General features: G+C 69.8%; 15 protein-coding genes. 8 read left to right on the top strand and 7 right to left on the bottom strand.

What is annotated here, in order from left to right; translation table 11 throughout:
* The gene (locus AC3RJ7_RS01980) at positions 1-984 is read left to right on the top strand and encodes a restriction endonuclease (RefSeq protein ID WP_491454182.1); all 984 of its coding nucleotides are present in this window, start codon (positions 1-3) and stop codon (positions 982-984) included.
* 159 nt (positions 985-1,143) lie between these two features.
* Here AC3RJ7_RS01980 and AC3RJ7_RS01985 read toward each other — a convergent pair whose 3' ends face one another.
* Both AC3RJ7_RS01985 and AC3RJ7_RS01990 read right to left on the bottom strand, forming a co-directional pair.
* Complete coding sequence (locus tag AC3RJ7_RS01985) at positions 1,144-1,455, bottom strand: hypothetical protein (RefSeq protein WP_491454183.1); 312 nt, start codon at positions 1,453-1,455, stop codon at positions 1,144-1,146.
* Positions 1,456-1,562: 107 nt separating this feature from the next.
* Entirely contained in the window at positions 1,563-2,099 is a 537-nt protein-coding gene (locus tag AC3RJ7_RS01990) for a hypothetical protein (protein WP_491454184.1), read from the bottom strand.
* 192 nt (positions 2,100-2,291) lie between these two features.
* Here AC3RJ7_RS01990 and AC3RJ7_RS01995 point away from each other — a divergent pair, with 192 nt between their 5' ends.
* The 3 genes from AC3RJ7_RS01995 (at position 2,292) to AC3RJ7_RS02005 (ending at position 5,029) form a co-directional block, all read left to right on the top strand.
* A complete protein-coding gene (locus AC3RJ7_RS01995; protein ID WP_491454185.1) occupies positions 2,292-3,605 on the top strand; it encodes a sensor histidine kinase in 1,314 nt (437 codons plus the stop codon).
* Between the two features lie 71 nt (positions 3,606-3,676).
* Complete coding sequence (locus AC3RJ7_RS02000; RefSeq protein WP_491455210.1) at positions 3,677-4,267, top strand: response regulator transcription factor; 591 nt, start codon at positions 3,677-3,679, stop codon at positions 4,265-4,267.
* Between the two features lie 81 nt (positions 4,268-4,348).
* Positions 4,349-5,029 carry an NADase-type glycan-binding domain-containing protein gene (locus AC3RJ7_RS02005; protein WP_491454186.1) on the top strand — a complete coding sequence of 227 codons (681 nt, stop codon included), beginning with the start codon at positions 4,349-4,351 and terminating at the stop codon, positions 5,027-5,029.
* A 52-nt stretch (positions 5,030-5,081) separates the two neighbouring features.
* Here AC3RJ7_RS02005 and AC3RJ7_RS02010 read toward each other — a convergent pair whose 3' ends face one another.
* From AC3RJ7_RS02010 to AC3RJ7_RS02020, 3 genes are all read right to left on the bottom strand, one after another.
* Complete coding sequence (locus AC3RJ7_RS02010) at positions 5,082-5,867, bottom strand: DUF4328 domain-containing protein (protein ID WP_491454187.1); 786 nt, start codon at positions 5,865-5,867, stop codon at positions 5,082-5,084.
* Between the two features lie 127 nt (positions 5,868-5,994).
* Positions 5,995-6,798, bottom strand: coding sequence for an alpha/beta hydrolase family protein (locus AC3RJ7_RS02015; RefSeq protein WP_491454188.1), 804 nt, complete (start codon positions 6,796-6,798; stop codon positions 5,995-5,997).
* 78 nt (positions 6,799-6,876) lie between these two features.
* The gene (locus AC3RJ7_RS02020) at positions 6,877-7,146 is read right to left on the bottom strand and encodes a DUF1876 domain-containing protein (RefSeq protein ID WP_491454189.1); all 270 of its coding nucleotides are present in this window, start codon (positions 7,144-7,146) and stop codon (positions 6,877-6,879) included.
* 255 nt (positions 7,147-7,401) lie between these two features.
* On the opposite strand from AC3RJ7_RS02020, the gene AC3RJ7_RS02025 reads away from it, so the two are divergent.
* Positions 7,402-7,587 (top strand): hypothetical protein, encoded by a 186-nt coding sequence (locus AC3RJ7_RS02025; RefSeq protein WP_491454190.1) that lies wholly within the window; start codon positions 7,402-7,404, stop codon positions 7,585-7,587.
* Between the two features lie 82 nt (positions 7,588-7,669).
* Here AC3RJ7_RS02025 and AC3RJ7_RS02030 read toward each other — a convergent pair whose 3' ends face one another.
* Positions 7,670-8,113, bottom strand: a complete 444-nt coding sequence (locus AC3RJ7_RS02030) for a nitroreductase/quinone reductase family protein (RefSeq protein ID WP_491454191.1) — start codon at positions 8,111-8,113, stop codon at positions 7,670-7,672.
* Positions 8,114-8,349: 236 nt separating this feature from the next.
* Here AC3RJ7_RS02030 and AC3RJ7_RS02035 point away from each other — a divergent pair, with 236 nt between their 5' ends.
* Both AC3RJ7_RS02035 and AC3RJ7_RS02040 read left to right on the top strand, forming a co-directional pair.
* Positions 8,350-8,757, top strand: coding sequence for a hypothetical protein (locus AC3RJ7_RS02035; RefSeq protein WP_491454192.1), 408 nt, complete (start codon positions 8,350-8,352; stop codon positions 8,755-8,757).
* A 665-nt stretch (positions 8,758-9,422) separates the two neighbouring features.
* Entirely contained in the window at positions 9,423-10,322 is a 900-nt protein-coding gene (locus tag AC3RJ7_RS02040) for a hypothetical protein (RefSeq protein WP_491454193.1), read from the top strand.
* Between the two features lie 177 nt (positions 10,323-10,499).
* Here the strand turns inward: AC3RJ7_RS02040 and glsA are convergent, their stop codons facing one another.
* Positions 10,500-11,750, bottom strand: a complete 1,251-nt coding sequence (glsA, locus tag AC3RJ7_RS02045; RefSeq protein WP_491454194.1) for a glutaminase A — start codon at positions 11,748-11,750, stop codon at positions 10,500-10,502.
* Positions 11,751-11,920: 170 nt separating this feature from the next.
* On the opposite strand from glsA, the gene AC3RJ7_RS02050 reads away from it, so the two are divergent.
* Positions 11,921-12,574, top strand: a complete 654-nt coding sequence (locus AC3RJ7_RS02050; protein WP_491454195.1) for an NADPH-dependent F420 reductase — start codon at positions 11,921-11,923, stop codon at positions 12,572-12,574.
* The last annotated feature ends 19 nt before the right edge of the window (positions 12,575-12,593 follow it).

Consider the following 12,593-nt stretch of genomic DNA (forward strand, 5'->3'; position numbering starts at 1 on the left):
TTGGACGGGCGCGCGACGCACCAGCTGAAGGACTGGGATGACGTCGATGAGGGAGGCGAATTGACGGAGTGGATGCCCAATTGGGAGGGTTTCATGATACCAACGCTCAAGGTGCTGAGCGACGGGGTGGTCCGCCACTGGCGCGAGTTCCAGCCGCTGGTCGCGGAGGAGGTCAAGCTCTCAGAAGCACAAAAGCTGGAACTGCTGCCGTCCGGGAGTCAGGTCAAGTACGAGAACCGAATCGGCTGGGGCGTGTCCTTTCTCACGAACGTCGGTGCTCTGTCCCGACCGAAGCGGGGTCACTATGCGATCACCGAGGCTGGCAAGCAGCTCGTCACGATGTTCCCGAACGGCGTGCGTGAGCGCGACATTCGAGCGCTAGGCGAAGACCCGAACTCGCCCATCCGCGTTTACCAGAAGGCCGAACGCGCGAAGTCTGGCGAGCCCGATGTTGACATCGATGGTGATTCGATGACGCCGATCGAGCAGGTTCAGAGCGGGATCGAGCGCATCCACGAGGAAGTGGCAGCGGAACTACTGATACGGCTGCAGGGAAAGGAGCCCGGATTCTTCGAGCAAGCTGTCGTCCAGTTGCTTCTTGCCATGGGGTACGGCGGAACGAGCGGCAGCGGCAGCGTCACTCAGCTCAGCAATGACGGCGGCATCGATGGCGTGATCGACCAGGATGTGCTCGGCCTCCGCCGTGTGTATATCCAGGCCAAACGGTACGCCGACACCAACGTCGTACAGCGACCTGACCTTCAGGGGTTCGTCGGTGCGCTCAGCGGTAAGGCAGATAGCGGCGTTTTCATCACGACTAGCCGATTCTCGGAGGGTGCGCGCGCGTACGCCGATGGCGTCCCAACGCGCGTCATCTTGATCGACGGGAAGCGCCTCACTAGCCTCATGATCCGTTACGGCGTGGGCGTGCAGGTGCGAGAGACCTACAAGGTCGTCGAGATCGATGAGGACTTCTTCGCCTGAGCTCTCGAGATTGTCGGTGGACGACAGCGGGCCGAGAAACTTCTGGAGGGGAGCCTTGAACTCCTTCGCCGCGGCGTTGTCGAAATGCTTGCTCTAGGTCGCTGAGACATGTGCGCCTACCGGAGGGCCGCGTTCACGGCTGCGGGTCCGGGATCGGCCTCACTGCTCGGAGAGCACCGCGCGTCGGTGCAGTTCAGTTGCCAGCTCGAGCATCGTGGCTGACCGAAGTGCGTTGCTCGCATGCGCTGTCTTCACCTCGTTGGACTCAAGGTGGCCTGTCACGACAAGCGCCTCCACTGGGTCGACATCGTAGGCGCGTGCAATCGCGAGAACTGCGTCCGCCGCCGGCTGTGTGTCGAGGGACCAACGCTGAACGGTTGAGCTGGCTCCGGGCCGTCCGATTCGGGCGGCGACCTTTCGAAACGATTCGCCCCGAGTGGTTTCCCGATACCAAACCTGCCAAGCGCTCACCCCCGGATTCTATTCGGCCTGGGCGTCAGACGCTCACACGATCGCGTAGCTGCCGACCTCCTCTGCACGAGGACTGGAAACGGTACTCGGGGTCGACGGCTACGGGCTCACCGGGCGAGGGCGACTCCGAGGGATGCTGCGACGCCCGCCGCTACTCCCCAGATCACGATCGACACGATCTGCCATGCGATCACCGCGTTGCGGTTCGCGCCGAATGAGACCATCGCAGCCGAGGTTAACTGGCTGGGCAGCACGAAGGGGCCGAGCAGGCTCACGCCGGCGACGCCGTACTTGTCGAAGGCGCGGCGCACCTTCTCGTTGCGAGACGACGAAGCATCCACAGCACCAGCCGCGGCAGACGACAACGAACCAGCAGAACCGCCAGCCCCGGCACCCGCCGCAGCGGCCCTCCCCGCCACCACCTTCGACCGCACCCCGCTCGCGGCGAACACGAACCCGAGCATCGAGATCACGTTGCCGATCACGGCGACGCCGATCGCGACCGCCGGCGGCAGCCCGATCAGCACGCCGACGACCGAGCCGAAGTACGAGTCGATGAACGGGACGGCCGAGATGAGCATCACCCCGAACCACTGGAGGAAGTCGGGGAGGGAGGAGGCGAAGTCTTGGAGGGTGTTGAGCATGATGTATCCGTTTCAGTGGTGAAACGCGGGTGTGGCGTGGGCTCCCTTCGACGGGCTCAGGGAGCGGGACCGCGTTGATGCATCAAGCCTCTGAAATTCGCCGAAACCGCGGCAGTGCCGCCGTGTCACGCGTTCCCGTGCGAAATCGCACGCGCCCGGCGTGACAAATGTCACTGGCATAGGCTCGGGCGCATGCCTGCCGAACCAGCCGCGCGCAGCGTGCACACCACGTGGTTGTACACGCTCGGGTCGATCGTGTTCTTCTTCGGGTTCTTCGATTTGATCGTGGGGCTGAGCATGCTGGAGACGGTGGTGGGCGCGGGCGGTGGTCTCGATACGCTTCGCTACTCGACCGACCGTGGTGGTCTCGATACGGCGCTGCGCGCCTACTCGACCGACCAACTCTTGGCGATCCCGGTCTTGGTGCTCACCGTCATCGCGACGGCGACCCAACTCCGGTACTGCTGGTTCCTGCGTGTCGGGCGTGGGGGCGGGCTGCCGCACCCCGGGTGGACGGTGGCGCTCGTCGCGCCCGCCGCACTCGTCTGGCTCGTCGGCCTCGCCGCCCCGGGCGATGCGCTCGTCGCCGCCGTTCCGCTGTGGGCCGCGGCATCCCTCATCGCCGCCCTGCTGCCGAAGCCGCAGCGGCGACTCACGCTTCTGATCGGGGCCATTCTCACGGGAGCGCACGTCGCGATCTTCACCGCGCTGCATGGCGCACCCGACGAGCCGCAGGGCTCGAACACCTTCATGATCGGCCTGTTCGCCGTCATCCTCCCGATCATGCTGCTCACGAGCCTCTGGTGGTGGGAGGTCGTCGTGCAGCTCGACCGCAACCGGCGCACGGCCGCCGAGCTCGCCGTCACGCAGGAGCGGCTGCGCTTCGCCAGCGACCTGCACGACATCCAGGGACACCACCTGCAGGTCATCTCGCTGAAGTCCGAGCTCGCTGAGCGGCTGCTCGAGATCGACCCGGCGGCCGCGCGCGAGCTCGTGCACGAGACGCGCATGATCGCGAAGGAGGCCCTCGAAGAGACCCGCTCGCTCGTCGCCGGCTACCGCCACGTCGCCTTCGACGACGAGCTCGAGAACGCCCGCGAGGTGCTCACCGCGTCGGGCGCCGCGTGCGAGCTGCGGCTCGGCCCGCTTCCGGCGGATGCCGCCGCGCAGAGCGCGCTCGCCTCGGTCGTGCGCGAGGCGACGACGAACATCCTGCGCCACAGCGAGGCCGCGACGGTCACCATCGCGCTCACCACCGAGGGTGGTCGCTGCGAGCTGCGCATCGTCAACGACGGCATTTCGAGCATGGATGCCTCGGCACCGGCCCCCTTCGACAGGCTCAGGGAGCGAGGGGGCGCCGGGTCAAACGCGCCCGGCTCGGGACTCGCGGGCTTGCGCGAGCGGCTCGCCGCCGTGGGCGGCAGCCTCGAACACCACGAGGATGCCTCGGCCGGCACGTTCGAGCTCATCGCCACGGCTCCCGTGCGAGCGGGGGTGGCGGCGTGAGCGGCGCGGTTCCGGCGCCCGGCGGTGCGGCGGGCACGGTCGAGGATGCCTCGGCCCGAGGCATCCGCCTCATGATCGCCGATGACGAGCACCTCATTCGCGGCGCGCTCGTCGCCCTGCTGAACCTCGAGCCCGACATCGAGGTCGTCGCGACCGCCGACAACGGGGCCGCCGCCGTCGAGCAGGCGATCGCCGAGCGGCCCGACGTGTGCCTGCTCGACCTCGAGATGCCCGAGGCCGACGGCATCGAGGCGGCGGCGCGCATCCTCGCGACGGTGTCGACCCGGGTCGTCATCGTCACCCGGCACGCCCGCCCGGGTGTGCTGCGGCGGGCGCTCGCGTCGAGGGTGTCGGGTTTCGTGCCGAAGCCGACGCCGGCCGAGGAGCTCGCGCACGTCATCCGCGACGTCGCCGCCGGACGCCGCTACATCGACCCCGAGATCGCCGCCGCCGCCCTCACGGCCGAACGCTGCCCGCTCACCGACCGCGAGCTCGACGCGCTGCGGTTCAGCCGCTCGACCATGAGCGTGCAGCAGATCGCCGACCGCCTGCACCTCGCCCAGGGCACGGTGCGCAACTACCTCTCGTCGGCGATGACGAAGCTCGACGCCGGCTCACGCCACGAGGCCGCCGAGAAGGCGTGGCAGCAGGGGTGGATCTGAGGGTCGCGCGGAGCGTGCCCGGTCGGGGGGCTTCCGGTCTCGCCGCGACATCCCTAGTGTCGGGAATGCGGGGAGATCGACATGACCGGCGATGACGGCACCGAACGCGACACGGCGGGGCGACCCGTCGTGCGGCGCAGCCGGTCGTCCTGGTTCGGCTCCGAGACGGTGGTCGGCGTGCTCGCCGGCGTCATCGCCGGTGCGATCACGGCGGTGCTGCTCGTGTGGCTGACGCCCGTCGTGCGCGAGACGCTGCTGGCCGAACCGAGCTGCGACGACCCGCGCGGCCTCGTCGTCGCGACGCCGGTCGCGATCGACGCGTCGAGCACCATGACGATCGACCCGATGGCGGCCGACCCCGAGCACGGGCATCCGCCGGGCGACGCGATCGACGGCGACGCCGGCACCGCCTGGGCGGAGAGCGCCGAGGGCACGGGCGCGGGGGAGTCGATCACGGTGACGTTCGAGCCGGGCACCGACCTGCGCATGATCTGCGTCGTGAACGGCTACGCGAAGACGTTCGGGCTCTACCGCGAGAACTCGCGGGCGCGGCAGCTCGAGGTCGCCACCAAGGCGGGCACGAGGGTGTCGGTGCTGCGCGACGGCGACGCGGCGACGTTCCAGCGCTTTCGGCAGCTGGGCGTCGTGGCGGGCTCGACCGACTACGTCACCCTGACGATCCGCACCACCTGGTCGGGTGTCGGCGACGACGGCGCGCACGACACGTCGATCAGCGAACTGGAGTTCTGGCGGGCGGGGTGAGCGGCGGGCCGCTCACCCCGGCCCCGCCACCGGATCAGCCCGGCGGGCGTCGTCAGGCGACCGGCGAGGCCACCGGCGACGGCACGGGATACGACGACCGCTGCACGATGCCCTGGGTGATCCCGCGGACGACCAGCAACGCCAGCGGCACAGCCGCCAACAGGAGAACATCGCGCGCGACGCTCAGCCACATCGCGACACGGAACATTTCGAGGTCCTCGGCAGACAGGGAGATACGGGTCGAAATCTGCATGATGAAGCCGCTGACGATCCAAAGCAACCACCAGACGATCAGCCAGGAGGGTCGAGTGCGGCCGACGGCTCGCCAAAGGTCCGAGATGTTCTGATACGGGAACCAAAGGGCGATGATGGGCACGAACCAGGAGCCGGCGTGCCATCCCGGTGATCGGCGCGTCTGGCCGGCGACCTGCTTGGCGACTCGGTACTGCCAGATGACCCAAATCACTCCGGTCGAGACGTAGACGATCGACGACATGATGCCGACCACGAGGATGCTCTGGTCGTACAGCTCGAGCTTGTCGACGCTCGTGTCGCGGCCGCTGAGGAATTCGCCTGCCACGGTGATTCCGAACATCTCGACGCAGATGGTGGCGATGGCCATGACGACCCAGACAAGCAGGAGCACCTGGACGGCGATCGCCAGTTTGGCGATGGCGCCGGTCGCCCCGGGCCGCTGTGCCGGTTGGTGCAGCGGCGGCAGCTGGGTCGGCTGTTGCGGCTGCGTCCATCGCTCGCCGTCCCACCACCAGTTCACCGACGACCCGTCGGGCGCCGGGTACCAGCCGGGTGGCGTTGCGGTGGGGACGTTGTTGGTCATGGGCGGCTTCCTCGGCGATCGTCTTCGACACGGCGTGCGATCCGGACGGTTCTCTCCGCTGGATCGCGTGCAACTCTAAGGGATCCTGCGAAGCGTCAGGATCACGATTTGCACACGGTGAATGGCGCTATGCCGCGAGGACCCTCGTGAGCCACTCCGCCGCGATGCGGTCGTACGTCTTCGCGCCCTCGGTGCGTTCGGCCGAGGCATCCTCGGGCCAGGCGGCGAGCGCGTGCGCGACGCCGTCGACGTAGCGCACGTCGCCGATGCCGAGGCGTTCGAGCTCGCGCACCGCCGCGAGGAAGTGCGGCTCGTCGTCGGAGCCCTCGATGACGAGCAGCGGGCCGCTGGCGCCCGCGAGCTCGCCGGCCCGCGCGACGAAGTCCATGCGTTCGGCGACCGCGTCGGCGGCGGGCGTCCACGTGTACGGTTCCGGCAGGAACTCGCCCATCGCGTCGACCATCGGCCGCAGCTGCAGCATCGGGTTCATGAGCACGCACGCGGCGATGCGGTGCGAGGCCGCGTGGGTCGCGAACACCTCGGCCGTCACGGATGCGCCGGCCGACCCGCCGAGCACCGCCAGCGCCGAGTCATCCGACGCCCCGAGCGTGCCGCGCAGTTCGTCGAGCGTCGCCGGGAACTCGGCCAGCGCCTGCTCGTGCATCGGCCCGAAGAAGTCGGTGACCACGTCGATGCCGCTCGTGAGGAACTCCTCGAAGTCGGCGTACGGCGCGCGCTCGCCGCTGAGCGGCAGGCCGAGGTAGGCGACGTGCGCGTCGAGGCCGTCGAGCGGCAGCGCCGCGGCCATCGCGGCGGGCGTCGACGGTGGGTCGAGCAGATGCCAGCCGACGACGATGGGCGCTTCGGGGCGGGTCGCGGCGCGGGCCGAGTAGGGCACGCCGGTGGCGGTCGTGCCGTGCATCCAGGTCATGGGCGCGAGGCTAGCGCGTGCGGGGGAGCGCGGCCAGTGCTTGCTGCCGGAGGCAGCGTCACCGACGCGCCCTGCTCCCTAGCGATGCACGTGCGCCGGCTGCCCGGTCATGCCCGAGATGTCCTTCTCCGTCGTGTGCAGCAGCCGCTCGGCGAGGTCGCGCAGCGCGCGGGCGACCGCGAGCTCGTCGCCGATCGCGGGCACGTTCGGGTCGAGCGGATTTCGGTCGGCCTTGCCGACGCCGGTCACCTCCCGACCGGCGGGCGTCCGCACCGTGGCCTCGGCCATCGTGCTGTTCTCTTCTTCGTCGATGTCGACGGTGACGCTCCACTGCTTCGTCGCATCCATGGAACTCACCACCTTCCGGTCCGGTTCCACCTCTGAGGCTACCCATCTGCCGACCGCGCGGCGAGGGTCGGATGCCGCGCGACCGGCACGATCTGAGGTACCTCAGACGGCCCTGAGGTACCTCAGGCGCCGCGCCCGCCCGACGACGCCGCGAAGATACGGCACCCGCCCGATACGACCCCGGTACCTCAGCGACGAATCTGTTCTCAGGCGGCCGGAACGTCGGCCGCGAAGCATCCGAAAGGGATCGGAACCATGGACCTCGCAGCCGGCTTCATCGCCACGACCATCACCCGCAACGACGCCGATTTCGCCGCCGCGGCGAACGAGCGCCGCCGCACCGAGGGCGAGCGCCGCACGGTAGACCGCGCCGACCGCGCGGCGCAGGCCGGACGCCTGCACCGCCTCGTCCACCGCCTGCACCTGCACGCGGCGCACTGACCGGGGCATCCGGTTTCACGACCGCGAGCCGGATGCCTCGGGGCGGCGGTTCACGACGAACCGGATGCCTCGGCGCGGCGGTTCACGACGAACCGGATGCCTCGGCGCCGTCAGGACTCCAACCTGATCCCGGTCGCGCCTCGCGCAGCAACCGGAACTCCTTCCGTCGCAGCAGTTTCAGCAACCACGACCTCGCCGGGCCGAAGGCGCGCAGGCCCGCCGCGGTCTCGATCGGCTCGATGCCGACGACCTCGAACGCGCGCCCCTTCCAGACGACCGTCGCCCGGTTCGCGGCGACGACGTTGCGATACCAGTTCACCTCGGGCCCGTAGGTGAGCTCGGCGACGAAACCTTCGCGCACGCGCGCGAGCACGAGCGGCGTCTCGAAGGTGCGGCCGCTCTTGCGCCCCGTGGTCCGGATGAGCGCGAACGGCCCGGCGCCGCGCCGCGCCTTCCAGAGCGTGAGCCGGTTGAGCGTGTGCTGGATGAACGTCAGCCACCCCCGCTTGAACCACCCCATCGCCATGCTTCGATTCTCGTGAGCTCGTCGGGCGCTGTGAACCCCCGCCGCCGGTCGAGTAGCGCCGACGCGAAGCCCCCGCCGGTTGAGTAGCGCCGACGCGAAGCTCCCCCCGCCGGTTGAGTAGCGCCGACGCGGAGCGGCGACGCGTATCGAAACCACGCAACGCATGAACCGATGTCGGAGGCCCCGTCTAACGTCGTGATCTTCGGCCGACGCCGGAGTCACTTCAGGAGACGACCATGGGGTTCGACTCTTCCCGCATCGTTCCGACGCCGCCGCCCACCCGCACGACCACCACAGCCGCAGAGCTCGCCGCACGCGAAGCCCGCCAGGCGGCGACCGCCCGTCGCCGTACCGATCTCGCCCGGTTCTCCGCCGAGGTCAAGGAACTCGAGCTGCGCCTCGCGCTCATCGACGATCGCTTCGAGCGGCTCGCCTCCCGCCCCGACGAGCAGTACCAGGTCTGGCGCCGCGACCTCGTGGGGCGCATCCGCTCGCTCGCGCAGAAGGCCGCCGACCTCGAGGCGACCGACGCGCTCGAGCCGCACCACCGCGACCGCGTCGCCGCCCTGCTCCTCACCCTGCGCCACCGCCTCGGCGCGCTCGACGCCCGCCGCACCGCCCTGCTCGAGCGTCGCCGCCGTTGAGCCGCGCCGGCCGGCACAGGTAGGGCGCTCGCCGGCGCTGAACGCGGTGCTGAACGCGGCGCAGAATGCGGCGCTGAACACGGTGGTCGCCCCGATGGCGGGTGCAGTCTCTCCCCAGCAGGCGACCACTTGACCACATGGCCACAGGTCGGGTGGCCACTTGACCACATGGCCACAGGTTGGGTGGCTACTTGACCACATGGCCACAGGTTGGGTGGCTACTTGACCACATGGCCACAGGTTGGGTGGCCACTTGACCACATGGCCACAGGTTGGGTGGCTACTTGACCACATGGCCACAGGTCGGGGGACCACATGACCACTTGACCACACCTGGTGCCACGGCAACTCCCAGGTCCGGAGGCCACAACTCCATAAATCCACATGCCCGAGGTCACACGTTCATGTGGCGGCGGGCTTCGCGATGACACTTCCGCCGCGATCGCTCGGTTCAGGGGGCGCATGGGGCCGCCGGTCGTGAAACGCGGCCGACTTCGCGATGAGGCTTCCCCCGCAATCGCTCGATTCAGCGGGGGCATGGGCACCGGTCTTGAACCCGATCGAGTTCGTCGGGCGCTGCTCGAGCGGCCGTGGAAGCCGGCGGGTACGGGGGCCATTACGATCGATCCTCAGCGACCCTGCGCTCCAACCCGATGGAGAACCCTGTGACTGACGAACCGACCCTGCCGCAGCAGCCGGCGAGGCAGCCGACCGAGGCGCCGCCACCCGCACCGCAGCCGCCCTCGGTGCAGGCGCCGGTGCCGCCCGCACCCCTCGCGCCGCCGATCCAGCCCGTTCCGAACTACGCTCCAGCCGCGGGCGCACCGCCCGCCCCGCAGCATCCCGGTCGCCCCAAGGGGCTCGCCGGCGCACTCACGGCGGCGATCATCGTCTCGGTCCTGCCGATGCTCGCGATGCCCGCGCTCATCATCTGGATGGTCGTCGCGAGCCTCACCGCGACTACGACCGCCACTGCCGCGGCCACTGCTGCGGCCACGGCTCCGGCCGCGGAGGACGAGAGCGACCAGTCCGACAGCTCGCTCTCCGCCGAAATTCCCGCAGACCTGCCGTGGGATGTCCGACTCGGCGGCGACGCCTACACGTGGGTACACGACGGCTTCGCCGACGATTTCAACTGGACGCGGGCCGGTGGCGAGGGCGAGAGCTACATCAACCACAACGATGCCGTCTACGAGAACTCCCCGAGCGGATGCCGCGTCTGGTTCGCGAACGCCCCGCTGTCGGCGATCGACGTCACCCACGGCGACCGCGTCGCGAGCCTCGCCCTGCTGCGGTCCGCGGTCGAACTCGACTTCGCCGACGCCGACGCGGTCGACGACTCCATCACGACATTCACTGCCGACGGCGAAAGCTGGGGGCGCGCCGACGCGGTCACCGTCGACCTCGCCGACGGCGACCGGTCGGTCGTCGGCGTCGCTCGGGCATTCCCGAGCATCGGCGAGGGCGTCGCCTACACGATCGACTGCCCCGACGACGTGGTGCTCGACCAGGTGCGCGCCGCCGTCGACCAACGCCTCATCCTCACGCTGACGTCGGCCATGTGACGCTGGAGATGAGGGAGCAGCCGTGACCCGATGACCCGACTCCGGTGCGACGACCGGCGACAGGTCGCGGCGGTGCGCACGGAAGTCGACCGGCTGTTCGCGGTGCAGCTCGTTCCGGCGTATTGAGGCTGCTCGCGGCGGTGGTTTCGATACGCGGCCGACTTCGTCGGGCGCTACTCAACCGACCGGAGGGGCGGCGAGCACGCCGTCGGGGTCGCGCACCTCGACGCGCGGGCGCCCGTCGTCGAGCCGGCCCATCGCCTCGGGCAGGGCGGCGAAGATCTTGCGCGAGCCCGCGGCCACCCTCGTCACCGCGGTGAAGTCGAGCACGAGGCATCCATGATCGCCCACCAGGGGAGCGAGGCGGGTCAGGATCTCCTCGGCCTCCGAGAACAGGATCTCGCCGCGCAGCATCGCGACCGTGTCGCCGGACGAACCGCCGGCACCGGCGCCGTCGCGCGACAGCGACGCGATCGGCGACAGCTGCGCTCCGTGGTGCTGCAGCATGTGCAGGCCGTGCCGCTGCGACAGCAGCTCGAGGGTCGCGACGCCGCGCACGCTGTTGCCCCGCGCGTCGAGGCGCGGACTGAACGTTCCGATGCCGAACTGTCCGGGCTGCACCGCCGCGATGCCGCCGCCCACCCCGCTCTTCGCGGGCAGGCCGACGCGCACCATCCAGTCGCCCGACTCGTCGTACATGCCGCAGCTCGTCATGACCGCGGTGGTCCAGCGCGCGGCATCCTCGCTGATGACCCGCTCGTCGGTCACGGGATTCACGCCGCCGGTCGCGAGGGTCGCCGCCATGATCGCGAGGTCGCGCGCGTTCACGCTGAGCGAGCACTGGCGGAAGTACGCGAGCGTCGCCACGTCGACCGCCGACCCGAGGGTGCCGGCCGCCCGGGTGAGGTACGCGAGCGCGCGGTTGCGGTCGCCGGTGGATGCCTCCGACGAGTACACCTCTTCGTTCACCTGCAGGTCGCGGCCGGCGAAGCGCTCGATGCCCGCGCGCACGACGGCGAACTTCTCGTCGGCGGTGTCGCCCGCGATGAGCGAGGTCGTCACGATGGCGCCCGCGTTGATGAGCGGGTTCATCGGGCGACCGGTTGGCTCGTCGAGGCTGATCGCGTTGAACGGCTCGCCGCTCGGCTCGAGGCCCACGTGCTTCGTCACCTCGGGGAGTCCGAGCGCGTCGACCGCGAGGGCGAACACGAACGGCTTCGACACCGACTGGATCGTGAACTCGGCCTCGACGTCGCCCGCCTCGTGCACGACGCCGTGCGTGCTCGCGAGCGCGACGCCGAGCTGCTCGGGCTCGACCTTCGCGAGCTCGGGAATGTACGACGCGACCGCGCCGTCGGTGCGATCTCGAACGGAGTCGAGCACCGACTCGAGCGCGTGACGAACCGGATCCCCCAGAGCCGCAGCCATGCGGTCAGCCTACGACCGCGCCCGCCGGTCGACTAGCGCCGGCGCCCAGCGACGACGCGTATCGAAACCCATTCCGGCGGGTGGTGGTCTCGATACGCGTGCTCCGGCGTCGCTCGCACCTCGACCGGCGAGGTGGGGAACAACTCGCGGGTGACCGCGTTGGAACCACCATGACCACTCTCGGAATCATCGGTGCAGGACACATCGGCAGCCAGGTCGCCCGCGCGGCCGTCAAGAGCGGATACGAGGTCGTGATCGCGAACTCGCGGGGCCCCGAGACGCTCGAGGGCCTCATCGCCGAGCTCGGTCCGTCGGCCCGCGCCGCCACCGCCGACGAGGCCGCGGCCGCCGCCGACATCGCCGTCGTCACCGTGCCGTTCAAGGCGTACGCGTCGATCCCGGTCGAGCCGCTCGCGGGCAAGATCGTCATCGACACCGACAACTACTACTGGGAGCGCGACGGCCACGTGCCCGCCCTCGACGAGGGCCGCGACACCGTCACCGGCATGCTGCAGAAGCACCTCGCGACGAGCCGCGTCGCGAAGGGCTTCAACCACATCGTCGCCGCCGACATCACGACCGAGGGGCGTCCGGCCGGCGACCCGGCCCGCCGCGCGCTCGCCACGGCGAGCGACCACGAGGATGCCGCGGCCTTCGTCACCTCGCTGTACGACGAGTTCGGATTCGACGCCGTGAACGTCGGCCCGCTCGACGACAGCTGGAAGGTCGAGCGCGATCAGCCCGCCTACTCGGCCGGTGCGCAGACGCGCGACGAGCTCGTCGCCAACCTCGCGAAGGCGGAGCGCCGCGCATCCGCCGGTTGAGTAGCGCCGGCGCGGAGCG

The sequence above is a fragment of the Agromyces solani genome (assembly GCF_058349925.1).

Bases quoted from the DNA above. Each gene is read 5' to 3' on its own strand.
- AC3RJ7_RS01990 (WP_491454184.1), bottom strand. From the start codon at position 2,099: ATGCTCAACACCCTCCAAGACTTCGCCTCCTCCCTCCCCGACTTCCTC.
- AC3RJ7_RS01995 (WP_491454185.1), top strand. From the start codon at position 2,292: ATGCCTGCCGAACCAGCCGCGCGCAGCGTGCACACCACGTGGTTGTAC.
- AC3RJ7_RS02000 (WP_491455210.1), top strand. From the start codon at position 3,677: ATGATCGCCGATGACGAGCACCTCATTCGCGGCGCGCTCGTCGCCCTG.
- AC3RJ7_RS02005 (WP_491454186.1), top strand. From the start codon at position 4,349: ATGACCGGCGATGACGGCACCGAACGCGACACGGCGGGGCGACCCGTC.
- AC3RJ7_RS02010 (WP_491454187.1), bottom strand. From the start codon at position 5,867: ATGACCAACAACGTCCCCACCGCAACGCCACCCGGCTGGTACCCGGCG.
- AC3RJ7_RS02015 (WP_491454188.1), bottom strand. From the start codon at position 6,798: ATGACCTGGATGCACGGCACGACCGCCACCGGCGTGCCCTACTCGGCC.
- AC3RJ7_RS02020 (WP_491454189.1), bottom strand. From the start codon at position 7,146: ATGGATGCGACGAAGCAGTGGAGCGTCACCGTCGACATCGACGAAGAA.
- AC3RJ7_RS02025 (WP_491454190.1), top strand. From the start codon at position 7,402: ATGGACCTCGCAGCCGGCTTCATCGCCACGACCATCACCCGCAACGAC.
- AC3RJ7_RS02030 (WP_491454191.1), bottom strand. From the start codon at position 8,113: ATGGCGATGGGGTGGTTCAAGCGGGGGTGGCTGACGTTCATCCAGCAC.
- AC3RJ7_RS02035 (WP_491454192.1), top strand. From the start codon at position 8,350: ATGGGGTTCGACTCTTCCCGCATCGTTCCGACGCCGCCGCCCACCCGC.
- glsA (WP_491454194.1), bottom strand. From the start codon at position 11,750: ATGGCTGCGGCTCTGGGGGATCCGGTTCGTCACGCGCTCGAGTCGGTG.
- AC3RJ7_RS02050 (WP_491454195.1), top strand. From the start codon at position 11,921: ATGACCACTCTCGGAATCATCGGTGCAGGACACATCGGCAGCCAGGTC.